General features: G+C 35.4%; 24 protein-coding genes and 1 riboswitch. Of the genes, 16 read left to right on the top strand and 8 right to left on the bottom strand.

The window, feature by feature from the left end:
- Positions 1–2 precede the first annotated feature (2 nt).
- The 14 genes from PL77_RS08705 to nrdD all read left to right on the top strand — a co-directional run bounded on the left by PL77_RS08705 (position 3) and on the right by nrdD (position 13768).
- Positions 3–419 (top strand): hypothetical protein, encoded by a 417-nt coding sequence (locus PL77_RS08705; protein WP_044203866.1) that lies wholly within the window; start codon positions 3–5, stop codon positions 417–419.
- Positions 420–421: 2 nt separating this feature from the next.
- A complete protein-coding gene (locus tag PL77_RS08700) occupies positions 422–976 on the top strand; it encodes a hypothetical protein (RefSeq protein ID WP_044203864.1) in 555 nt (184 codons plus the stop codon).
- Positions 977–1142: 166 nt separating this feature from the next.
- Complete coding sequence (locus PL77_RS08695; protein WP_044203862.1) at positions 1143–3089, top strand: phage tail tape measure protein; 1947 nt, start codon at positions 1143–1145, stop codon at positions 3087–3089.
- Positions 3082–3714, top strand: coding sequence for a DUF6046 domain-containing protein (locus tag PL77_RS08690; protein WP_044203860.1), 633 nt, complete (start codon positions 3082–3084; stop codon positions 3712–3714). Before PL77_RS08695 ends, PL77_RS08690 begins: the two co-directional genes overlap by 8 nt.
- Positions 3711–4697: a phage late control D family protein gene (locus PL77_RS08685; protein WP_044203858.1), complete on the top strand. Its 987-nt coding sequence runs from the start codon at positions 3711–3713 to the stop codon at positions 4695–4697. The genes PL77_RS08690 and PL77_RS08685 overlap by 4 nt, the downstream gene beginning before the upstream one ends.
- A complete protein-coding gene (locus tag PL77_RS30370; RefSeq protein WP_052444271.1) occupies positions 4698–5264 on the top strand; it encodes a hypothetical protein in 567 nt (188 codons plus the stop codon).
- 1 nt (position 5265) lies between these two features.
- Positions 5266–5550, top strand: coding sequence for a hypothetical protein (locus PL77_RS08675; RefSeq protein WP_044203857.1), 285 nt, complete (start codon positions 5266–5268; stop codon positions 5548–5550).
- Complete coding sequence (locus PL77_RS08670; RefSeq protein ID WP_044203856.1) at positions 5547–5996, top strand: 3TM-type holin; 450 nt, start codon at positions 5547–5549, stop codon at positions 5994–5996. Before PL77_RS08675 ends, PL77_RS08670 begins: the two co-directional genes overlap by 4 nt.
- The gene (locus PL77_RS30365) at positions 5996–6403 is read left to right on the top strand and encodes a DUF5675 family protein (protein WP_052444270.1); all 408 of its coding nucleotides are present in this window, start codon (positions 5996–5998) and stop codon (positions 6401–6403) included. The genes PL77_RS08670 and PL77_RS30365 overlap by 1 nt, the downstream gene beginning before the upstream one ends.
- Positions 6403–7233 carry a hypothetical protein gene (locus PL77_RS08660; RefSeq protein ID WP_044203854.1) on the top strand — a complete coding sequence of 277 codons (831 nt, stop codon included), beginning with the start codon at positions 6403–6405 and terminating at the stop codon, positions 7231–7233. The genes PL77_RS30365 and PL77_RS08660 overlap by 1 nt, the downstream gene beginning before the upstream one ends.
- Positions 7226–7714: a hypothetical protein gene (locus PL77_RS08655; protein ID WP_044203852.1), complete on the top strand. Its 489-nt coding sequence runs from the start codon at positions 7226–7228 to the stop codon at positions 7712–7714. Before PL77_RS08660 ends, PL77_RS08655 begins: the two co-directional genes overlap by 8 nt.
- On the top strand, positions 7711–8697 hold the full coding sequence (locus tag PL77_RS08650) for a hypothetical protein (RefSeq protein ID WP_044203850.1): 987 nt from the start codon (positions 7711–7713) through the stop codon (positions 8695–8697). The genes PL77_RS08655 and PL77_RS08650 overlap by 4 nt, the downstream gene beginning before the upstream one ends.
- Positions 8698–8704: 7 nt before the next feature.
- The gene (locus tag PL77_RS08645) at positions 8705–11344 is read left to right on the top strand and encodes a fibronectin type III domain-containing protein (protein WP_044203848.1); all 2640 of its coding nucleotides are present in this window, start codon (positions 8705–8707) and stop codon (positions 11342–11344) included.
- A gap of 302 nt (positions 11345–11646) precedes the next feature.
- Positions 11647–11822: riboswitch (cobalamin riboswitch) on the top strand.
- A gap of 107 nt (positions 11823–11929) precedes the next feature.
- On the top strand, positions 11930–13768 hold the full coding sequence (gene nrdD / locus PL77_RS08640) for an anaerobic ribonucleoside-triphosphate reductase (RefSeq protein ID WP_044203846.1): 1839 nt from the start codon (positions 11930–11932) through the stop codon (positions 13766–13768).
- Between the two features lie 99 nt (positions 13769–13867).
- On the opposite strand, the gene PL77_RS08635 is transcribed toward nrdD, so the two are convergent.
- From PL77_RS08635 to PL77_RS08600, 8 genes are all read right to left on the bottom strand, one after another.
- Positions 13868–15085: a hypothetical protein gene (locus PL77_RS08635; RefSeq protein WP_044203844.1), complete on the bottom strand. Its 1218-nt coding sequence runs from the start codon at positions 15083–15085 to the stop codon at positions 13868–13870.
- A gap of 33 nt (positions 15086–15118) precedes the next feature.
- Positions 15119–16210: an adenylate/guanylate cyclase domain-containing protein gene (locus tag PL77_RS08630; protein WP_044203842.1), complete on the bottom strand. Its 1092-nt coding sequence runs from the start codon at positions 16208–16210 to the stop codon at positions 15119–15121.
- 96 nt (positions 16211–16306) lie between these two features.
- Positions 16307–17188, bottom strand: a complete 882-nt coding sequence (locus PL77_RS08625; protein ID WP_156152296.1) for a hypothetical protein — start codon at positions 17186–17188, stop codon at positions 16307–16309.
- A 10-nt stretch (positions 17189–17198) separates the two neighbouring features.
- Positions 17199–18278 carry a bestrophin family protein gene (locus tag PL77_RS08620; RefSeq protein ID WP_044203838.1) on the bottom strand — a complete coding sequence of 360 codons (1080 nt, stop codon included), beginning with the start codon at positions 18276–18278 and terminating at the stop codon, positions 17199–17201.
- Positions 18279–18392: 114 nt separating this feature from the next.
- The gene (gene blaOXA, locus PL77_RS08615; RefSeq protein WP_044203837.1) at positions 18393–19220 is read right to left on the bottom strand and encodes a class D beta-lactamase; all 828 of its coding nucleotides are present in this window, start codon (positions 19218–19220) and stop codon (positions 18393–18395) included.
- Positions 19221–19354: 134 nt separating this feature from the next.
- Positions 19355–19696, bottom strand: coding sequence for an AraC family ligand binding domain-containing protein (locus PL77_RS08610; protein ID WP_044203836.1), 342 nt, complete (start codon positions 19694–19696; stop codon positions 19355–19357).
- A 179-nt stretch (positions 19697–19875) separates the two neighbouring features.
- Positions 19876–20661, bottom strand: a complete 786-nt coding sequence (locus PL77_RS08605; protein WP_044203835.1) for a DUF2071 domain-containing protein — start codon at positions 20659–20661, stop codon at positions 19876–19878.
- A 12-nt stretch (positions 20662–20673) separates the two neighbouring features.
- Positions 20674–21405 (bottom strand): RDD family protein, encoded by a 732-nt coding sequence (locus tag PL77_RS08600; protein ID WP_082026457.1) that lies wholly within the window; start codon positions 21403–21405, stop codon positions 20674–20676.
- Between the two features lie 50 nt (positions 21406–21455).
- Here PL77_RS08600 and PL77_RS08595 point away from each other — a divergent pair, with 50 nt between their 5' ends.
- Together PL77_RS08595 and PL77_RS08590 are read left to right on the top strand one after the other, a co-directional pair.
- Complete coding sequence (locus PL77_RS08595) at positions 21456–22427, top strand: stage II sporulation protein M (protein WP_044203833.1); 972 nt, start codon at positions 21456–21458, stop codon at positions 22425–22427.
- Between the two features lie 108 nt (positions 22428–22535).
- A complete protein-coding gene (locus PL77_RS08590) occupies positions 22536–23375 on the top strand; it encodes a glycerophosphoryl diester phosphodiesterase membrane domain-containing protein (protein ID WP_044203831.1) in 840 nt (279 codons plus the stop codon).
- Positions 23376–23392 lie beyond the last annotated feature (17 nt).

The following is a 23392-nucleotide window of genomic DNA, read 5'->3' as shown; positions in this document are numbered from 1 at the left end:
TCATGGGGGAATTTGATACAGATGAGTTTGCATGGAAAGATGTACAGGTGGTCTTTGGAGGTCGTAATATTTTAGGCATCCGTGGTATTCGATTCAAGGAAGAGGATGACGATGAACTGATCTATGGCAGAGGTGGTGAGCCGATCGGTATCGGCTCAGGGAACAGAAGCTATGAAGTGGAAATTAAAATGACCTTGGGTGAGAAAATTGAAATTGAAAAATCACTAGGGGTAAATTCTCTTCTTGACGTTCGTTTCGATGTTTCAGTAGCTTACTCAAAAACAGCAACAAGCAAGCAGGCATTCCGCTATATCCGCTCTGTAAAAATCAATGTAAACGAAGAGGACTTTAACCAAGGTGATAAGTTTATGGAAGTTTCGCTTCCTGGTCTTTGTTTGGGAATTAAACGTGCAGCATAACAATGAAATTGACTGAAGAAAAAATCAAGGCTTGGAAAGAAGCACATGGAGAAATCCAACTGATTGAAACAGATGACGGCAAACAGGCGGTCATCTGGACACCTACGCAAAGCCTGAATGTTATGAAGCAGGTGATTACTGCTTTACAGCAGAGTGAATATGATGCCGTGGAAGTGGTCTTGAATAACTGCCTTATTGAAGGGGATGACCTTACGGGGGATGCTCATGTAATGGGTATTTCAAAGCAGATCATCAGCTTAACAGTCTTACCAACGGCGGAGATTATTCAAGGAAATGGACACGAAATTATTCATGTTCCTCAGAAAAATTTCAAGGCGAAAGTGCGAAAAGTAAACCGTGGTGATGTTGAATTCTCTTCAGAGAAGAACGGGAAGAGAGTGCCTTTTGAGACGAATATCTCCATTTTAAAACGCATCTGGAAAGATACGGAGAAGAAGTATACAGAGGTGCTTAATGATGACCGTCTGCACATGGCTATGCTTTCAGTAGTAGATGAACTGAAAGAAGAAAATGAAGCTAAAATAAAAAAGCTTTAGAGTCTGCTAAAATTACTTCAAGGAGTAGTTTTGAAAGGAAAGCGGACGCAATGCTTATCTATCATTTAAAAATTTTAAAGCCTTGGGAATTGCCTGTTGAGGAATGGGCATATTATTATAAAAGTTTGGAGTGGGCAAGAGAAGAAGAAGCGAAGCATAACAAATCATGAATGACGTTTATCAATACATATTAAAAGTCACTGACAAGGCAAGCCCAGTGATGGACAGAGCCAGTAAGGCGGCAGGTGTGATGAACACTCGTTTTGGTGTATTGAATAGAAATGTTTCTTCTTTTAATGCTAAGTTCAAAATCAGTAAGACCGCAGTGGTAGCGGGAGCAACCGCAATTACCGGAGCTATCGGGTTAGCAACTAAGGCGGCAGGTGATTATCAGAATCAGTTTTTGGAACTTAAAAATCTGAACCTTGATAAAACACAAGCTCAGATTGAGGGTTTAGATCAGAGTGTCAAAAACTTATCTTTTGAGCAAGGTTTAGATCCAAAAGCAACGGCAAAGGCATTTTATGACGTTCAGAGTGCTACGGGAAAATACGGGGATGAAGTCGAGAAGATTGTTAGTAAAGTCGGGCGTTTCTCCATTGCGACAAAAGCAGATTTCAACGAGTCAATCAACAGTACTACCAAAGCAATGAAGGCTTTTGGGTTGAGTACGGATGACTTGGATGGCTACCTGGCATCTTCTGCGAAGACCGTGCAGGTAGGTATCACCACATTTGATGAGTTAGCGAAAGTACAGACGGAATATGCAGGAGCAGCTGCTGCTGCGGGACAGAATGTAAATACTGCGAATAAAGTTTTTGCAGCAATGACTGCAATTTCAAAAGACAGTACCACGGCAGCAACAGCAACCAAAGCGGCTTTCCAAGGTTTGACGGCTGATAATACAGTGAAGGGGTTGAAAAAAATCGGGGTAGACATATTTGATGCTCAAGGGCACATGAAAGATATGGATATTGTTATCCGTGAGCTTGTTCCAAAATTGCAAGGAATGAGTGATCAAGATTTCTTGACTTTGAGAAATGCTATTGGTGGACCTGAAGGTCTGCAAAATCTGATGAACCAATTGAAAACTTCTGGAGATGATGTATTGACCACATTGGATGCTTTCGATAGTTCTAAATTCAATATTAGTCAAGCACTGAAAAATGCTCATGGTGATTTCAATACGCTTTCAAACATTGTTCAAAACAGATTCAATGTTGTTTTAGCGGAATTAGGAGAAGTAATCCTTCCTTATGTTGCAATTGCTCTAAATGGTATTGGTGATAGTATTATTTGGTTGAGAGAAAATACAGAATCATATCTTCCAATTGTAAAATCCTTGGGAGCAGGTGTTTTGGCAGCAGGTGCAGCATGGGGAATTCTAACCATAGCTACGAAAGGTTATGCCTTGGCTTTGGGGATTGCAAGAATAGCTACTATAGCAATGGCAAAAGGGCAATTGCTCTTGAATACTATTATGTCAGCAAATCCTATTGGTCTAGTCGTAGTAGGGATTGGTGTTCTTGTAGCAGCACTAACTTATGCTTATCAGAAGTTTGATTGGTTCCGAGGTGGCGTTTGGGGATTATGGGAAGCCTTTAAAGAAGTATTTATGTCTATCGCAGATATTGCTTCAAATATTTTAGGTGGTCTTGGTGATATGATCTCTGGGGTACTAAATCGAAATGTAGCACAAATCAAAGCTGGAGCTTCTTCTTTAGGTAAAGGATTGTTGGCTACCACACCTGCGGGGTTTGCTTACCAATATGGTGGCAAAGTAGTTGATTCTTTCAAAAAAGGATACAATAACGAACTCTCTAAAAGTAATCTTGATACAGTAACAGCAGGTGTAGGCACTTCGGCTCCCTCAGTACCAGGATTACCGACTTCAGACCTTCCTGCTCCTACCGATGATACTGCAAATGGTATCAATGAAATTTCAAAAGGTGGAGCTCGGCAAACTACCATCAATATTACTTACGGTGATATAAGTATGGCGGAAACGATCAATGTACAACAGCTTGAAGAGTCTATTGAAGATTACTTCGAGAAGTTTAAAGAAATGAACCTGAGGGTATTTACCTCTGTAGCGAATCTATCAAATGGCTAATTTCAATATCAATGACTTGACCGGTGGGTTATATACCACTTTTGCAGCGAAATCTGCCAAAGAGCTAGTGAGTAGGGTTAAAAGTGGAGAGGATCGAGTAGATGAAATATTCGGCACTCCACTCTTTATGCCACTCAAACTGGACGAAGTTCAAATGCCTCTGGAGCCTGTATTAACGATCCGCTCAAGAAAGAAGATCATCAAAACCAATGTCAACCGTTCCAAAGCAAGGGGGACTATAAAGGAGCTTTACGCCGAAGGAGATTATGAAATCAGCATCAATGGTATTTTGATGGAAAACCCTAATACAGGACAGGCACTTAGTAGGGAATCTAATCTTGGAGATATTTCTAATACTAGCTCTTATTCTTTGATAGGTAAAAACTTTCCTGAAAATGCCTTTACAAAACTCAAAGCAATCTGCGAAAAACAGCAGGCTATAAAAATAGAATCTACAATCACGTCACTGCTCAATATTGAGTACATCGTAATTGAAGATTATAACTTCCCTGGTCAGAGTGGTAAGCCGGATCGTCAAGCCTACACTATTCGGGCACTTTCGGACCAGGGATCATCTACCGAAAACATTTATTCTAAAATTATTAAACAATTAAAATCACAATGAAATTCTTAATTACCATGTTTGTAATGATTCATAGCATTACAGTCGGACGCAATGAAACGGAAATGCCTCTTGTCAAAGAAGTGAAAATTGAAAAGTCATGGACAACTCTTACGGATTCCGCTCAATTGTTTATCCCATCTGTCAACAACGAAGTAGATAAAAGTCTGGGGGAAGTCATGCGAAGAGGGACTCCAGTCAATATCAAATTGGGTTATCAGTTTCGTGAAGATCAATTTTTGAATCAGGAGTTTGAAGGGTATGTAAAACGATTTCATCAAACCAGTCCTATTAAAATTGAATTGGAAGACGCTTCTTATCTTTTACGTGCAAAGAAGCGGTTGAACTACGTTTGGAAGGACACTACACTCAAACAAGTTATACATTATATCATTAGTGATACAGCCATTACCTTATCTGAAGAAATACCGGAAGTGAAGTTGGATAAGTTTCGGTTGAGTAACATTAATGGTTATGAGGCTTTGAAAAAACTACAAGAGGAATTCGGTTTAACTGCTTATTTCAGGGGGAAAACACTTTATGTTGGTCTCGCATTTACGGAAGATCCGGGGGAAGTGGAATATAATTTTAATGAAAATATTATTTCCGAAGATCTCACCTATAGGGATTTTGTAGATGAAGCGATTGAGATAGATGCAAAAGCTATTCTTCCAAACAATACCGTAATAGAAGTGACAGCAGGGGAAGAAGGTGGTATTACAAAAAAATACACCTCTTATACTGCTAGAACTAAACCCGAATTAAAACGACAGGCCGAAGAGGAAATAGAAAGGATTCGGTTAGGAAAATATGAAGGAGGTGTAAAAACCTTCTTATTTCCTTACGCAACTTTTGGCATGACAGCAAAGGTGACAGATATAGAAAACCCTGCTAAGGATGGAACTTTCTTAATTGATAAAGTAGTGACCACCTTCTCCAGCTCTGGAGGGAGAAGAGCTATTCAAATAGGTAAAAAGATTACTTAAATGAGTTACGAGGAAGATATTCAAACCCTATTACGGCGAATTGTTGACAGGCCACCCGTACTTTTTCCTGCAAAGGTGATCTCGGTTAATGAGGAAAGTGCCTCTATCGATGTATTGCCTCTGCACGAGGAAGTACAAATTCCAGATGTCCGCCTCAAAGCCTCTTTGGATCAGGCTAGTAACTATACTATAGTCTTCCCTAAAAAAGAATCTATTGTAATGGTTGCTTTGATTGGTAATTCTCAGATTGATGCATTTGTAACAATGGTCAATGAACCTGAAAAGGTGAAAACTGTTATTGGTGAAACGACTATTGAGGTGGATCAAAATGGAATCACCTTCAATGAAGGAAATAATGGAGGGCTTTTGATTACACCAACTTTGGTTCAAGAACTGGAGAAGAATAATCAACTTCTTGATGCTTTTTTAAAGGTATTGGGTGGTGCTCCCATATTCGAACCGGGAAACGGAGCTAAATCTGCACTTCAAGAAACCTTGAATGGTACTTTAAAAACATTCGAGTTAGGGGATTTCTCAAAAGTAGAAAATACTAAAATCAAACACTGATATGAAAGACTTTATTCTCAATGATGATAATACACTAAAAGTTACAAAGGGTGACTTTACTGTAGAAGATTCTTTAAATCAAGAAGAGAAATTAATCTTGATTGCAAACAAGGGAGACTTTCGTGAATTTCCTGATTTGGGTGTTGGATTAGGTTCTTTTGTAGATGGAGAGTTAGGGGATCTCTATAAGGTAATTATTGAGAATATGGAATTGGACGAAAAGGAAATCAGAGCACTTGATATTTATGAAAATGGTCAGATCAATTTAAAAACAGAAAGAAAATGATTGGCAATATTTTAAAATCAGCATCCAACCTTATTAAGGGCTCTTCGGATATTATTGATCAGGTAGTCACCAATACGGAAGAGAAACAGAAACTTAAAAATGAGCTCTCTCAAGTGGTATTGGGAAACCTTAATCAATTACATGAAGCTCAAGCGAAAGTAATCTTAGCTGAAGCAAATGGCAATCTATTACAACGTTCTTGGCGACCTGTAGTGATGCTTTGTTTCGCTTTTATAGTGATGTACACTTACTTTTTTCAGCCTGCTTTTTTTCCTGATGCCGAAAATATGGCAAATGACTTACCTGCTGAATTTTGGAGTCTTTTAGAAATTGGTTTAGGGGGCTTTGTGATTGGCAGAACAGCCGAAAAAATCGCAACAAATGTAACTAAAAACGTGGATCTGTCTTTTCTGAAAAAGAAAGATAGAGCTGATAAACTCAAATAATGATGAAAGCAGTATTAGTAAGAGTACAAGAAGGTGAAAAGCAAACGCTTGGTGAACTGGTCGTTTATGATGGTATGAAAAAAGTATTTGAGTGTAAAACACTTGAATTGGCAGACAATGATAATGAAAACTATGTTTCCTGCATTCCGAAAGGTACTTATGAATGTGTACCAAGGAAATCAGAAAAATATAAGCAGCACTACCATATCACCAATGTGCCAGATAGAGACTTAATTTTATTTCATTGGGGTAATTTCCATGAAGATACTTTGGGGTGTGTGCTTGTCGGTCAAACGCATTTTGACATTGACAAAGATGGTTATAAAGATGTTACTTCCTCAAAAGCCACTTTTTCAAAAATGATAAGTGCGATCGGTCGTAATAATTTCACTTTAACAATTGTCTAATGGCAAAATCAAGAGCAGAACTATATCAGGAGTTACTTACAGAAAAAGAGCGTGTTCAAGAACTGGATATGCTCTTGGATGAAAAGGAACTTGCTGATGCGTTGAAAGACTTGGGAGATGTAACAAGTACTTCCAAAGTGGCGATTTGGAATTTGTGGTTGTATATCACATCATTTGTAAGTCATATTATCACAGTCCTTTTTGATGCTCACAAAGTTGAAGTAGAAGCATTGATTGCAGCTTCAAAAGTACATACAGCAGAATGGTATGCTGAAAGAATTTTGGAGTATCAACATGGTGATCCTATTCTTTTACACCCCGACACGAAGCAACCTTATTACGAGGTTGTTGACGAAACAAAAAGGGTTGTGAAATCTGTAGCTGTTTCTGGACGTGGCTTTGCTCTTGTAAAACTGCGTGGAGAAAATGGAAAGTTAACAGATAGTGAAGCTTCAGGTGTTGAAGCTTATCTACGAGAAATTCAAGAACCAGGAGCACAAATGGGAGTAGTCAATTTAGACTCTGATAAATTAATCTTGCATGCAGATCTCTATTACGAACCGGAACACGATCGCCTGCAAGTAGAGGCGGATGTACAAGGAGCAGTAGCCGATTATATTAAAAACCTGCCTTTTGATGGTACACTTCAGGTGTCTGATTTGGTGGATTTCGTCAAGCAGACGGAAGGGGTCAGTGATTTCTATATCACTGTTCTGAAGGCTCGCCCAGACATAGGAACCGTTTCCGAAGATGTGAAAGCTAGATATTACCCTTCGTCGGGGTGGATGGAATTAGAAACATATCAAATAACCTCAATAGCCGATGTCTAAGTTTTCATTACTCGATACAGATATACTTTCTTATAGATGTATTCCATCTTTCTTAAGGGATAATTTTCATACTGCTTGGGTAAGGCTCTTTTGCTTTCACTCTAAAACAGTAAATGAAGAAAAGAGGGTTTTTGCCAATTATGCGAAAGATCAAATTATATGGGGGCGTTCAAAGCTGGCAGTGGAAACACTGATCAGAGAACGTTTTAATAACCCTTCAATCAACCTGATTACTCAAATTGTGGAGAATGTGGAGTTCTTGGTTTTTCCTCCGGAATACAATGCGACTACTCCTTTTGTCGGTCCTCCCTCTACCGCTACAAGTGTTGTCAAACCTCCCGATGATACGAGTGTAGATTTATTACAAACCCAATTGACGGTTGAAGTGCCAATTGCACTGCAAAGTCAAGAAAATAATATTCACGTCTTCCTGAAGAAATATCTTCACGTAGGCATCATCTATGAAATAATCTGGACATGAAAAAGTTTAATACACCTCCAAAAGGTGCAAGGTATAATACTGTTGATTTTGAACATCTGTATAATGCGACTAAGGATGTTGCGGATGCTTTGGCTTCGGTCTTAACTGAAAGTTCTGCTCCAGTCAGAATCACGGGAGTGGAATTTTCAAATAATGGCAATCAATATGAATGTACTGAAGGTTGGCTATTGTATCAAAATACCTTGTATAAAGTAGATGCTTTTAACGGCACTGGTACAGGTTCTGAAATTCCTGTATTTAATATAGAAACATCAAATCTAAATCATGAACCACACGACCTTTTTGAAGGGTTCAACAAAGTCGGAACATTCTTTATTTGTCAAGAAGAGAAATTGAAACCGTCGTTTGGAGCGAGTGGAACAGGCTTGTTTGATTATAATGCTATCATTAAGCACCCTATTCAACGTAATTCTGATGCTATTGCAGGTTTACAAGGTTTACTTCCGGGAATGATAGTTGATTTTTTTGGTCCACTTACAAACTTTGATGGAACAGGTTTGGGTATCGGTGATTATATCGGTTATGCGCTTTGTAACGGTCAGAATGGTACGCCCGATTTAAGAGGAAGGGTGACAGTGGGGTTAGGTAATTCAAGTGATCCAAACGGAAATTCAGAGGCTAATCTATCTGAATATTTTGAGGTTGGAAATCAAGGAGGAACTAGAAATGTGACATTAACTGGTGATCAATCGGGTATTCAAAGTCATCAGCATTCGATTACAGATAAATCTCACAATCACGTTAATGGTGATTTCAATAAATTAATGACAGCTGATGGATTATCGACTTCGGGGGGTGATACTAATAATGACCCAACAGAACCTAACCTTGTTCGTTGTGGCACTATCCAAAGCTCTTATACTGGCATTACTGAGACTAACAATGTAAATGCAAAAGACGCATTAGAGTCACACGAAAACAGACAGCCATACATGGTAGTAGGTAAACTTATTAAGCTGTAAAGGAACTATGAAAAAGAAAGTAATCACAAGCGAAGGAATGAACATTCTTGACGTTGTATTATTCTTAGAAGGAAGTGTGGAAGGTTTACCTGCATTCCTTGAAAGAAACCCACACATCAACCCCAACGGAATTATAAATGCAGGTACGGAAGTGATCATTGACACCGATAATCAAGAACGTCCTGAGATTGTGAATTACTTTCAATCTCGTGGTGTTCGTGTGAACACTGGTGATATAGAAATTCCTTCTCCTCCTTCAGGTTTATCAGCCGTTCCTACCTCTTCAGAAATCGGATCAATCACACTCAATTGGTATGATAACAGTCAAGGATTATATGCCTTTGAAATTTGGAGAAGAAAGAAAGGAGCATTAGATTTTCTTCGCATTTACGACACAAGTGTAGGTGAAACTACTTGGCAAAATGACAACCTAGATCACGGTACTACATACGAGTATCAAGTGAGAGTAAAAGGCTTCGCTGGAGCTGTTGAGTTTTCAAATATCGCAGAAGCTACAACGCCCGATTCAGATCTTCAAATCTTCAATACAAACTCATCAAAATTAGTAGCTACAGGAACTAACTTTGTATGGGATCATAGAGCAGGTATTTCTTATTTATTTGCTTTATCAGGAAAGGATAAAATTAATAGTATCTCAGCTTGCGAAGCAGGTGTTTCGGGTGTGATTGACCTCACTTCAAATGACTGGTTAAACCTCGTTTATATCTGCTTTAAAAACGCTTTAAACCCTGATTTAAGATTAGGCTCTTGGGTGAATCAAACAGGTGTTGTTTTAGACGTCGAGAACGCCTTTTATGAGCCTTCCGACTTTGAAAGAATGCTTACGGAATTAGAGCGTGTCAATGACCCAGATAACGTGATTTCTGATAGAACTTTCAATGCAGGAATTGTATTGGTGGATTTAGATGATAATCCCACTCTGCAAACACGTATTGATGCTTTAACGGCTTTGGGTTGGACAATTAAGATTGTAAACTACAAACTGCTATCTGCTACAATTGGGGAACGTACTTATATATCTTTTGATAATAGGGTTACTGCTAATTCGGGAGCTGAACTTTGGTTTGTTAATGGGAAGAGGGTTGTTGGTGGGGTTCAGTTGGAACAAGGGGATTTGGTGGAGTTGTATCATAGTAATGTTGGGGGGATTTCATTAATTGATTTGTCGCATATATCATTAGTTGACTTCTTAACTAATGATATTATCCTAGACAAGGATATTGAGATAAATATGAAGTTTACGAAAATGAGCACCTATTTCCTTATTAACTTTTTTCAGTATCTATATGATCTAAATACTTTGAATTTAGTGTTCGATTTCTGTGATAGTGAGATAGATATAAATAGTGAGCTTATCTTTCTTTCCTTTGAGATATTTAAAAAACATAATACAAATGTATATACACCTATTTTCGAAGAAATAAGTACAGGTGGCAATACACGCTCTCAGCTATTTGCAATGTATGATATTAATGACAACGTTGTTAATACAAGAAGTTATGGAATGACCGAAACAAACGAGTGGAAGAGCTTTGTTGCTAATAGTGATCGAGCTTTTGTAGGGAGTCACACAATATTAAGATATTGTGCTAATATTGATCTTAATAATCTTATTAAGATTGACAGACAGTCATGGGGTGGTGCTACATCTTATTATCACTATAATACATTTATGTCTAGTGTGACCTTTTCTAACCTCACAGTTTTTTCGGATGTGAAATTAGAAGGTTCTTTTATTGATTCACTGAATGATTCAGAATTAACCGATGTATTTAACTCTTATTTTTCAAGCGTTCCGAATGTGGAACAAATAACAAATCGCAAAAATTGTAATGTATTGAGGTTATTACACTCGGGGAGTGTTCGAGAGGGGGATGGTTTTGTAGCAGACATGTCGAACTCAAAGATCAAAGGTTTTGGAGATGAAAGAGGGTATTTTTCAAACTTAAAAATAAGAAATGGAACTTACATTTTTCCTGACTCACTTGAAAATATGACGTTATTAGGGCGACAAAATGGAGGGGTGTACAATTTTAGTGCATGTAGTAGACTTTTGAGAATCAATACAACTCACCAAATTTACGGTGCATATTTTAATAGTCACGCAACGGTAATCTTGCCTGCTAATTCAACATTGGAACATGTTGAAATACAAGGTTTTTGGAAATATACTAATCAAGTAACTTTCGCCAATTTACAAACTCAAAATAAACTAAAATCATTAGTTTCGTTATGTGAAAATTTCAAAACAGAAACTATTGATTTTAGTAATCACACATTACTTGAGAAGATACAGTGTAATATTTCAAGTATTGTTAATCTTTCAAGTGCACCAAATGTGAAAGATGTAATATTCCGATGTGAAGATATTGACAATTTCAGTCATACTGAAATGATTAGTTCAGCGTGGCTGAACTTAGAATCAATACAACTATCAAACTTTTGGAATTCATCCAACTTCGATACACTCAACGATATATTGGATGATTTACTATTGTATAGTTCGGGGGTTAATCGAAGTTTTGTATTAGTTAATATATCAAATCAACCTCAATCAACAACGGAAAAAATACTCGAATTAGAGTCAAAGGGGTGGACTTACAGCAGATCATTAGGTCAAGAATAAAAACGGTAAAATAAAATGTACAAATCAATTATATTGCTGAGTACAAATCGTTTTGCCGTTTATAAATTGAAATTCCGTCCGCTTTTAAATTAAAACTCAAATATATTTAGTCGTGGATACAACAAAAAAGCAATTGATACGGCATTCTTCATCTAATAGCCAATTCACTACTTCAAATCTACTTCACAATTTTTAATGTAGGTTTTACACAAACTTGTTTCGCTCAAAAGTTCATTTTCAAGCGCTTATAATTTGCAATATTTTTTCAGTGATTGTCATCAATACTTTTAAAGGAAAGAAAACACAAATTTGTTGTGCATGGTGCCTAAGTGGAATAATAGGGAATTCAGTGAAAAGCTGAAACTGTACTCGCAGCTGTAAATCTTTCTAATGAAAATCTGATAGCCATTGCTACAAAGCGAGAAGGTAGATATTTCAGAGATAAGTCAGAAGACCTACCAAGCATTAGTTATGAAGAGACTTCGAGTTAAAGTGTCTACATCAACGATAGGATCGTTATGTGCCTATTGTTTTGCACTTCCAATCAACGCGCCTTGTGTTTTGTTCATTTTATACTCAAAAGACATGGTAAACTTTCAAGATAGTAAACTATTAAAATTCGCCAATGAGGCCATCAACCTCACCAATGTAGAAAATGAGAACGCCAACATGCCAGAGGGTGTTTTTACCGCTAAGCTGACAAGGATGTCAGGAGAGATTTCTAAAGAATATGCTAAATCATATCTCCTTCCAGAAAAACATTTAAAGATGCACGAAGAAGGTTGGATTTATATTCATGACTTCAGTTCGTATGCAGTGGGAATGCAAAACTGTATGTTTATTGATATTGGTAATATTTTAAGTAGACCTATCTTCACGACCAATGGTACCATGCGCCCTCCACAAAGTATTCGTTCGGCTTTACAAGTGACAGCAGTGGTTTTACAGTGTCAAAGTAATGCACAATTTGGAGGTATTGCCATCAATGCTTTTGATTTTCATATGGCTACTTTTATCAGAAAGAGTTATGAGAAACATATAAAAGTGGCTAATCGTTACTCCATTCCTAACGAAGAAAAGTATGCTTGGGAACAAACGACTGAGGAAACAAAGCAAGCTTGTGAAGCTTTTCTTCATAATCTAAATCATTTAGAAAGTAGAGCCGGTAATCAATTGCCATTCGTTTCTATCAATTACGGTTGTGACACATCTAAAGAAGGTCGTTTATTTATTGAGTGTCTTCTTGAAGCTACAATGGAAGGTATTGGTGAACAAAAAACAACGCCTATCTTCCCTATACAAATTTGGCAATACCGTAAAGAGGAAGGTAAGATTATCAATGAAGACCTTTTCCGTAGAGCCAATGAATGTTCTATTAAAAGAGTTTACCCAAACTATGTCAACACCCATCAAGAGGTATACGATATCAAGGATGAAGAAGGAAATATTGTTCCTGATCTCATCCCTGCCACCATGGGCTGTAGAACACGCTTAGGTAAAAACCTACACGGTAGTAATGGAAAATCAGGAAGAGGTAATCTTTCTCCTGTTACCATGAACCTTCCAAAGTTTGCAATGGAGACTTCTTCATGGGAAGAGTTTTCTAAAATGGTGATGGAAATGGCCTATACGGGTATTGACATGATGGAATGCCGTCTACGTTGGCAAAGGAAACAATTGATGGGGTCTGCTCCCTTTATGTATAAAAATAAGATCTGGAAGCATGAACAAGAATACAATGAAAAGGCTAAGATTGGTGAGGTATTGTATTCAGGTACGCTTGCTTTAGGGTTTATTGGTCTTGCTGAAGCACTATTAATTCTAGAGGGAAAACACCATGGTGAAAGTGAGACATCTCAGGCAAAAGCTCTAAAATTAATCAGCGATTTACATCAATTTTGTGATGTAGAAAGCGAAAGAAGAAGATTGAATATATCTCTTTATGCTACTCCTGCAGAAAGTCTTTGCCATACTTTTGCTAAGAAACTACAGGAACAATATGGTAGAGTAAAAGGAATTTTCGACAAAGAATTCATCACAAACTCTTATCACGTTCCGGTTTGGCATGAAATCAATTATGTCGATAAGATTGCCATTGAGGCTCCTTATCATCAACATTGTACAGGAGGTTCTATTACTTATGTAGAATTGCGATCTGAGATTTCAAAAACGCCTCATCTTTATAAAAACCTTGTGGAGGGAGCAATGGAAGAAGGAGTTTATTACTTCGCCACGAACATTCAAAAAGATAGATGTTTGAGTTGTAACCACGAAGGATTATTTGATGACCTGAAATGTAAAAAATGTGGCTCAAAAGATATTATCACACTTCGTAGGGTAACAGGATATATCACCGGTGCTTACCATAAAGTATTTAATAATGGTAAAAAGGATGAAGTGAGGAATAGAGTCAAACACTATTAAGTACCAAGAAAAAATAATTCTAATTTATTTTTGGCTTAGTACTTAATACTAAAATGTCACATCTAGTTTAAAGTAGGTGTGACATTTTTTCTTTTCATATTAAATGATATCCATTATTCCAGCATCTTGAAATAGCTTCTCTCCTAGTTTCAAGTTTGATATTCCCTTCGTGATACTATAATCAAATTGAATTTTATTTCCGTTTAATTTCGTGGACGGATGATAAAATCCTATCTCTTCTCTGTCTTTGAATATTTCAATATCTAAATGAGTAGAAATAATAAAAAATGAAGGAGATTTCAATTTTAAGTTAGAAAACAAATAAGAGATCAATCGAAGTGCTTCTTCTGGATTTGTCGTATTAAACAATTCATCAAAGCAACCAAAAACGCCCCCAAAAGACTTACTTGAAAGGATAAATTCCTTCATGGATAGAACTTCATTCATAAAATGACTTGTCCCATTTTTGTAATTATCTTTAGTATTAAAATTTACATGAAAGGATTCTAAAAAAGGAATTTTAGCTTTTGAAGATGGAATTGGGACACCAATATTCCCTAAGTAACAACATAAAGTAATGGTCTTTAAGAAAGTCGATTTACCTCCCATATTAGGGCCATTAAGTATATTAAAACTATTGTCAAATGTAATGTCATATTTGACAACATTATTGATCAACGGAAAGTAAGCTTGTTCTAAGTGAATACAATCCTCGTAAATAACAGGTAAACAAAACCCTTTCTTTAGAGAACACCTCGTGATAGAGATATAACATTCCACCTGAAAAAGAGTATCCCAGAAACGCTTAAAATTTATCTTTTGAAGGGTTTCAATGTACCTCATTAACTCCTGCTGAGTAAGTGCAGTATTAGAATAAATTTTAAGGGAGTTAAGGTCATCTAATAGTAGAGATAGTAAATCTCTCAGTTCAGTAACCTTTGCAATATCTAAAAGACTTTGAATTAAAGACTCAAGCTCATTGAAGAAAATAGCACTTGCTGTTAATCTTGAAATTTTACTATGATCAACTTCTCTTTTCGTAAAGAAAATATAATTCTTTGAGGTCAAAAATGAAGATCTATTTATTTCTTCACTTACCTTAAAAGCTTCTCCAAAGTAAAGTTTATTGTATTTATAGCTATGAATAACCTCTTGATGATTCAGAAGATTTTGGATTATGGATTGACGAAGTAAAAGCTCTTCCTTTGAACATTTATGAAATATGAAGTTATGAATGTAAGGAGTCACTTTATGATTTTGCTTATCGTCATATAGCGGCACAATATCTTCTTTTAGACGAAGTTGATCTATATTCATTAAGAGATAAGTTTGTTAGAGACAGGTTTAGTTTTATGCAATCTGTTTTACTGAAAAGAGATTTACTTTTTCATTTCTACCTCTCAATTCGACAGTACCAATATCTGTTGTTGAAAAATAGTTTTCGACTTTAAGGAATTCCAACAATCGTTCAGAAATGAGAAGATCAGTTTTATAAGAATTACATAAACTTTGTATTCTTGCCGTTGTATTTAATACATCGCCCGAGAAGATAATATCTTTTTTAGTTACGCCTATTTCACCAGTGGTTACCTTGCCTAAATGTATCCCTGCTTTGAAAGTAGGTGCTACGCCAAATCTTTCTTGGTACTTATCAGCTTGTTCTTCCAATGACTTCTTCATATCATAAAAACAGTTCAGACAATTGTTTTTCTCTAAACCATTCTCCATTGTCCAAGTCACTACTACTTCATCTCCTACATATTGATAAATATGTCCACTGTAATTCAGAATGGAGTTCGACAAATCAGCATAATATTCTCTCAGCATATCAAAGTATTTGGTATGGCCTAATCGCTCCGCAATTGCTGTCGAGTCTTTCATATCCAAAAACATAAAAACACGATGTTCTTCAGTTGGGCTATGGTATTTTCCTAGAAAAAAATTGATCAATACTTCTTGTCCAATGTTGTCACTCACTTCTGTATAAAACAAGCATATTACGATCCCTAATGCCATATAGACTTCCATAGAAATAAAAGCAAAGCTCATTAAGAAATTCATCGCATACCCTATTACCTTCGGGTTAAATGGACTTTCCTCCATTTCAATAGCATGTCCTAAATCCGTCATTATAAAAACAAGTACAGCAATGATCAGAATATAGATCAATGTTTTTATGATCAACTTCTTGGAAAAACTCTTATAATGAAATAGTTTGTTAAGGCAAAATACTTCCAATAGTCCCATTAAAGTTCCTCCTGTTAAGGTTAAAATAGCTGAGGAAACAGGATTAAAATTATAAGGGTTACCTGTTGTTGGATAGGTTGGTGTATCTCCAAGGATACCATGTTCAAGGAATGTATAGATTAAACCAAATAATAAAGAAATTACAGCAAATGGAATAACCTGTACTAATTGTCTTCTTTTTTTTATTGAGATCATATAAAGTTATGCAAACGTAGTCGTGATAATGTAGTTAAACTCAAGACAAATGTACCCAATGGATTTTAATTCTAAGTCTTTTTTACAATTGTTAAACTAATTACAGTTTTCACTAAAGCAATCTACATCATATACAGACTCTCGGTGTTCTCCATTTCTTGAAATGTGATCAAAAACTATCATTTCATTTTGATTGAAGACGATATGATCACTCGCTTTTCGGTTTCCCATCCATGATATAAAGTAAATACCAGGGCTAACTTTTGTTACATAAGTCAAGAAGTTTTGAGTTTCTTCTCCTTGATAGGTCACTTGAGTAACTTCGTTTTTGATTTCAATAGTGATGGATAGGTTGTCAATGCTATATTTGATTTTTTTACCTGTTAATTCTTTTTGAGCCAATTTGTTTTCTTGAATCAAAGGACGTTCCGTTTCTCCCAAAAAAGGAAGATCATATTTCATGATATTCTTAAAAATAGACCAAATTGTTGAAAACTGTCCCATTGGTTCACCGTCAGGAAATGCACAATCTTTAGAGGGACCACATGCTATTTTTCCATGTATCAATTCAAAATCCTCTGGCAAATCTGATTCGGGTTGATGAAGGTGTGCATATACTTTTTTATTATTAAAATTTACGCATACATTATCTCCTCCTCCAGATTCGAAAACCCAAGACATAAAATAGACTCCTTCTGAAACTTTAGAGATTTGAGGCTCTACCAGGGCAACAATACCATCAAAATAACCACCATAACCTCTCCACTTAATTTTATTATCGTAAATAGCTAACCGAAAACTGCCAAAATCAACATAATCATAATTGATGACTTTGCCTTCAAAGTCTCTGTAACCCGTTCCCGAATAATTATGTTCTGAAACACTATTCAAAATCTCTTCTTTTGTCCATGTCTCCTCTGAGATGGAACAACTTTGCAAAAGAAATAATAGTAGTATAGTTGGTGTTATAAATTTCATATTTCAAGACTTACATCTGCGTATCATTGATTTGAGGAAGTGGTGCCGGAAGCAATGCTTTATCTTCACCAATCATTTGTCTAATATCAATTTCTATTCCTCTAGACATCGTCGAAATCGGAACATCATTACCAATACCTTCAAAAGGGTTTTCTGAAACATCACCGACTCTTTCCATCGTAAAAAATATCCATGAGATCACAACACTCGTTGGAATGGACAACCATACAAAATTATCAGCAATAAATAGGAACCTTGGGTCTAGTACATTCTGATTTAATAAAACGTGACCAATTTTATCAAACTCACTCATTAAACCAAATGGAAGAAAAATCACAAAAATCCATACAAAATATAAATTCAAAGTTGCGAACTGACGAGGGTACGGAAAATTCTTTATTCGTTCGGCTTTACCTTGTAAAGCAAATAATTCTGCAATCATATTTTTAAATTCCATGTGTCTAAAATCTTCTATTAAGCCACTAAGCTGTAATTCACGGAATTGTTTGGATTGCAAAGTCAGACATGCATTTTGTTTATTTCCAAAATCAAGAATATATTCTTTTTCTTCCTTAGATACGTACCCTTCTAACTCATCTTCTAAGGTGTTTTCATATTCTATGATTTGCATGGCATCCATATACTCTTTATCTGACTTATTGACAGCGGAGGTTTCCCATGATTTTTTTGTTCTTAAAGCATATCGAAGACAAGTCATCCAAGCTATATGTCGATGAATAATTTCTTTCTTAATTTCGAAAAACTCTTCTTCTGTTCTTTCTCTTTTTGCATGCTCATTTGTAATAAAATCATTGACCATAGTGGCCAATAACCGAGAGGCATTCACTATACCTCCATAAATTTTTCTAGCTTCCCATAGGCGTCCATATGAAGCATTATTTTTAAAGCCAATCACAAAGGCTAATGCTGTACCTACTAAACCAATAGGTAACCAAGGTAATTTCAGCCACTTGAAGCCCAATACTTCATACAGAATGACCGGTAAAATCGCTAAAATGATAAATTGATAGATATACCTTCTGGTCCATTTTACCATAATGGAAACTGAGTAGATCCGTTTAGTGTACATAGTAGTTTTTGAGAAATGTAATTAATAAAAATTTGAGTTAATCTAATATACAATTTTCTTAGAAATAGTTTTGTTCTAATTGTTAGTTAAATGATTGAAGAGAGAGATAGATCTTTACAGGTAATTTAAAGTTTTGAAAGCTTTCATTGTTACAGCTTTTCTTGCTTTTGGAAAGTTTTTCATAGCAAAGCTTTCTGTAGGTTCAATGTTGGTTGCAAAGAAAATAGTATTGTCTGAAAGTTCAAGAAAACCTACAAACCACCCATTGTTATAATTCCCATTACTAGCCCAACCTGTTTTACCACTAAGTTTATATTGATCTTTGGTTTCAATCAACATCATTTTCTTAATGATGGTTTCATTTCTCTTTTGGATAGGTAATTCTGATCTATACAATCGTTTTAGGAAATCAATCTCCTCAAATGGACTTATCCGTGAATCTCCCACCAACCAGAAAGTGTCAATTGAAGTAGAATCAAATACCATCCCATCATAATTCAATTTTTTCAAGTAAGACTGCATTTGTTCTACACCTATTTTTCTTGCTACTTCCTGATAACAGGGAACACATGAATATTGGAAGGCTTTTTTAAAAATTAAATCCTGATTCCAGATTTTAAAGTTTCGTTCAATACCATCCCACTTCATCAAAGTACTGTCATTTTCAACCACTCCAGTTTCTAATGCAATAATGGAGTTAGGAATTTTAAACGTTGAAGCAGGCAAAAAACCTTTTTCAGACCACTCAAAATTGTTTGAATAATAGGTATCCTTTTCTTGATCATAAATTAATATTGCACCGTCTAGTTGGGCTGAGTCAAGAATTAGCTGAAGATCATTCCTTTTCTCGAAAAGAGTCTCCTTCACTTGATCTTGTTTCGTTTTGGTTTTGCAAGAGATGAAAACCATCAAAATGAAAACCATAGTAATAAGTTTGTTCATGATTAATTTAGTTTTAGTAAGATTAAAAAACACATCACAAACTTAACAAAAAAAGGGATGAATCAAGAACCTTAAGGACTCTATCATCAACCCAATAAAAGCTTAAATATCGAATTTGTTGAAATTTAAATCTATTATTTTTTTGCTACACCTTCTACCCTTTCGGAAGAGTCATATTTTGTTAGTGTCAGTCTGATAACACTGTCTTCTGTAGCTTTTAAGTCGTGTGGAACATTGCTTTCTAATGCAAGGATATCTCCTTTTTTCAATTGCAAGTTTTTTTGTTCCACACCAAAGTCAACGTTTCCATCAACCATTTCTACAACAATTGGAAAAGATGTTTTGTGTTCTTTCATCACTGTTCCCTGAGCCATTGCGATTCTAATTTCTTTCGTGAAATTAGTTTCAAAAAGGACAGTAATTAAAGGTTTAGATTCATTGAACTCTAAATTGTCGAATAGAGAAGATGTTTTCATAGTTTCTGATAAAATTAATGATAAGTTTTCACATCTAAATTCAACTATGGTTGATGTTACTTGATTGAATTAAGCAGCACATAGAGAAAATTAGAATATTATTTAGACCAATTCAAAATAACAAAATATAGACAACACTTATCATGACACTTATCACTACGTCAACAAGATGTATATCATCATTTATAGTTTTTAGGAGGCAATAGTACTTCAAATTCAATTGAAGGGGTAATTAATACTGAATGCGGTTGTTGCATTTCTTCTTTGGAAAGAAAACCAAGCTTTTCGAAAAATTCAAAATATGTATTTTGAGAACTTCCTTGTTTTAGAAACATTTCAGGATGCCAAATTTCATAAGTACCAATTTGATTTCCTACTTTATCATAATACCCTTTTACGGGGTGTGTAAGAATGAATAATTGTTGTTTTAAAGTTTCAAACCCCTCTAAGAGTAGCATGTTATCTTTACTCCCAACAATATCTACAAGACCTCTGCCAGTTGCAGAATGAAAGGAAACAGAATAGTTTTTATAAACCTCATTCTCAAAATTAAAATCACAGGTATATTTTGCTTGATCCCACGGCATTCCCCAAAGATGTTTAGGTATCAAATGAGTGATGGAGCCCAAGTTTGTTCCAAAAAACCATGCACAATGCTCATTGGTTTCCTTATTGATAATATAGGTTCTAAAGTTCGTTTGATAAAATGAAAATTTAGGTTGGGGTATTAAATTATGAAATTGAAAATCTTTGTCTTTGAACGTTACTGCACTTATTAATGCATAAGTTTTCCCGTTGTTTTCATAAGTCCACAACTCAAATGGTTCTGGAATGAAAGGAGCAATTTTATGTAATTCTACCTTATAAGAAATAATTGAAAAATGCTCTAAAAAAGTATGAACATTGAGCTTACCCTTTAAAGGTTTATTTCTGATTCGATCATACAAAAGGTGCTCAAAGTTCATACTTCTATCAATTTAAAAATTTAGATTTTTTTGTGATTGTAAAGTCAGAAAGTAATAGTCATTTAAAAGCTGTTCTATAAAATCAATATCTTCCAATGAACTCTCTACCGATAATTGCTCTTTCAGTTTATTAGCAATGGTATGAACTACCTCTTCATGTTCTTCAGATCCTTTAAATTTCAATGTTTTCTTGATTACATTCAGTTGTTGATCATTGATAGCATCTGCATGAAGGAACATAGGTGCATAATCTTCAGCAAATTCAGGTATTGAGAAATTAAAAGCTTCTACTTTTCTTCTCTCTGAAATAACCATTGTCCCTGCCAATATATCTCCTAGACGTTGTCCTTTACCTCTTATGAGTATTGTAAAAACAGCAACAGCACCTTGCATCAAAAGGATATCTACAAAACGGAAAATCCAACGAATAAAAAATTGTGATAGTTTTACGGATTCTCCATCCATAGATACAACTCGGATTTTCATTGCTCTTTTACCTAGAGATTGACCCTCGAAAAATATTTCACAAAGTAAGTTGTAAACTAAAATGACGAAGGACATGATGGAAACCCAGATTGTAATGACAATGAATAAATCAAACATTGTAAAAATAAAAAATGGGAATAATAAAATACTGGATAACAACAGGATATCAATTAAGAATGCAGCTATCCGTGTAGTTATAAGTGCCTTTTGGAATTGAAGGTTTACGTTTTGGCTGTTTTGGAAAGAAATTGATGACATTTTTCTCAGATAAAAAATTGTGATATATTGTGTTAACAAAGCAATTTTTTATGAAAGAACCTATATTTATTCTGAAAAATCAGGAAAAATGGCAAACTATTGAGAGAGAAATCACCAAAACAACTGTTTCTCCTGACCAACTCGCCTCTTATTATAAATCATTAAGTGATGATTTATCTTATGCCCAAACTTTTTATCCTGAAAGCGATGTGACATTTTACCTGAATTCACTTTCAGTAAAGTATCACAAAAAAATCTATTCTACGAAGAAAGAGAAAACATCAAGGATTAAAGATTTTTGGTTGTATGAAGTACCCTTTGAAATGGCCAATAACAGAAAGCAACTTTTCTATGCTTTTCTAGTATTTGCAGTGAGTACCCTTATTGGCGTTTTTTCAGCGTATCATGATGGGGAATTCGTAAGGCTTATTCTTGGCGATGGCTATGTAAATATGACCTTAGAGAATATTGCAAAAGGGAAGCCCATGGATGTGTATGCTTCGGGAAGCCATTTAAAAATGTTTTACATGATTACTATCAATAATGTAAAAGTATCATTTTTTGCTTTTGCCTTAGGCATATTCTCTAGTTTTGGTACGGGTGTCCTTTTGTTTCGAAATGGAATAATGCTCGGCTCTTTTCAATATTTCTTTTATGAAAAAGGAGTTTTAGGGGAATCTCTTTTAAGTATCTGGACACACGGAACATTGGAAATCACAGCTATTGTATTCGCAGGTGGAGCAGGTTTCATTTTGGGTAATTCCTTTTTCTTTCCAAAACACAAAAAGAGAATTGATAGTTTGAAAGATGGAACAAAGAGTGGGTTAAAAATTATTATTGGCTTAGTACCGATCTTTTTCCTGGCGGGTTTTCTAGAAGGTTTTGTAACTCGACAAGTCGATTGGCCATTGGCGGTTCGTTTATTTTTTATCTTAAGTTCTTTCAGCTTTATACTTTTTTATTATTTTTACTACGCAAACAGAGTTTATAAAGCAAAACTATTGAAGACTGCTAAAAAATAGGTTACCCTTTCAATTTGATCACATTGGAAGGTGACATTTTTATCATGTATTCCATAAGAAACTATTTATATATTTTTTTACATATCATTACTAAATCTTATCGTGCATATGCAAACGTTTCAATTTAACCAAGTAAGAAGTCTTGGAGAGAAAATCGAGTTTACTTTTTCTTTCTGGGCCAAAAACTTTAAAACAATCCTGATTTCAGTTCTAACACTAGCTACTCCATTTTTCTTGATTGGAGGAGGTTTTTCAGCTTATGCCACAACAAGTATTTTGAAAGCAGGCAATGCTGGCCCTACTGCTGCATTAGCAGTATATTCTGATCCTTATTTTTACATTGGATTCATTTTCTCAATGTTTGGCTATGTATTACTTAGTGCTATGGCTACAAGTATAGTGAAAGTATACTTGGATAAAGAGCTAGAGTTTACAGTATCAAATATCCGTTCAAAAACACTAAGCATTACTCCAAAAGTAATTGGTACAACCTTTATAGTAGGCTTCTTTGTTTCATTAGCCACTTTAATGCTTCTTATCCCAGGTATTTACCTTGCTATTGCTTATGCAGTTGTTATTCCTGTATTAATTTTTGAGGAAACTTCAATGGATGGTGCACTTGATAAAAGTAGAAAACTTGTAAAAGGAAATTGGTGGTCCACTTTAGGTTTCATACTTATTTTTGGATTTATTTCTAGTCTAGTAAACTATGTATTCGGGTTTGTTGGCGGTATGGTAACGGGTGTTGAAGCTGCTTCAATTGCTGCTTCGGGAAGTGAAGTAGCCGATTCTTATACAACATTAATGATCATTGTTTCAGGTTTCTCAAGTTTAGTTAGCCCAATTTTCACTATTCTAATGCAAATTGGTACCGTAGTTTTATACTTCTCTTTAAAAGAGCAAAAAGAAGCAACGAGTTTATTAAAAGAAGCTGAATCAATGGCTTAATTGATATTGCTCTCTTG

Origin of the sequence: Flammeovirga sp. OC4, from assembly GCF_000812565.1 — a bacterium.
GTDB lineage: Bacteria > Bacteroidota > Bacteroidia > Cytophagales > Flammeovirgaceae > Flammeovirga.
The sequence above is the reverse complement of the archived record's forward strand: the minus strand, read 5'-3'. Positions and strand labels throughout refer to the sequence as shown.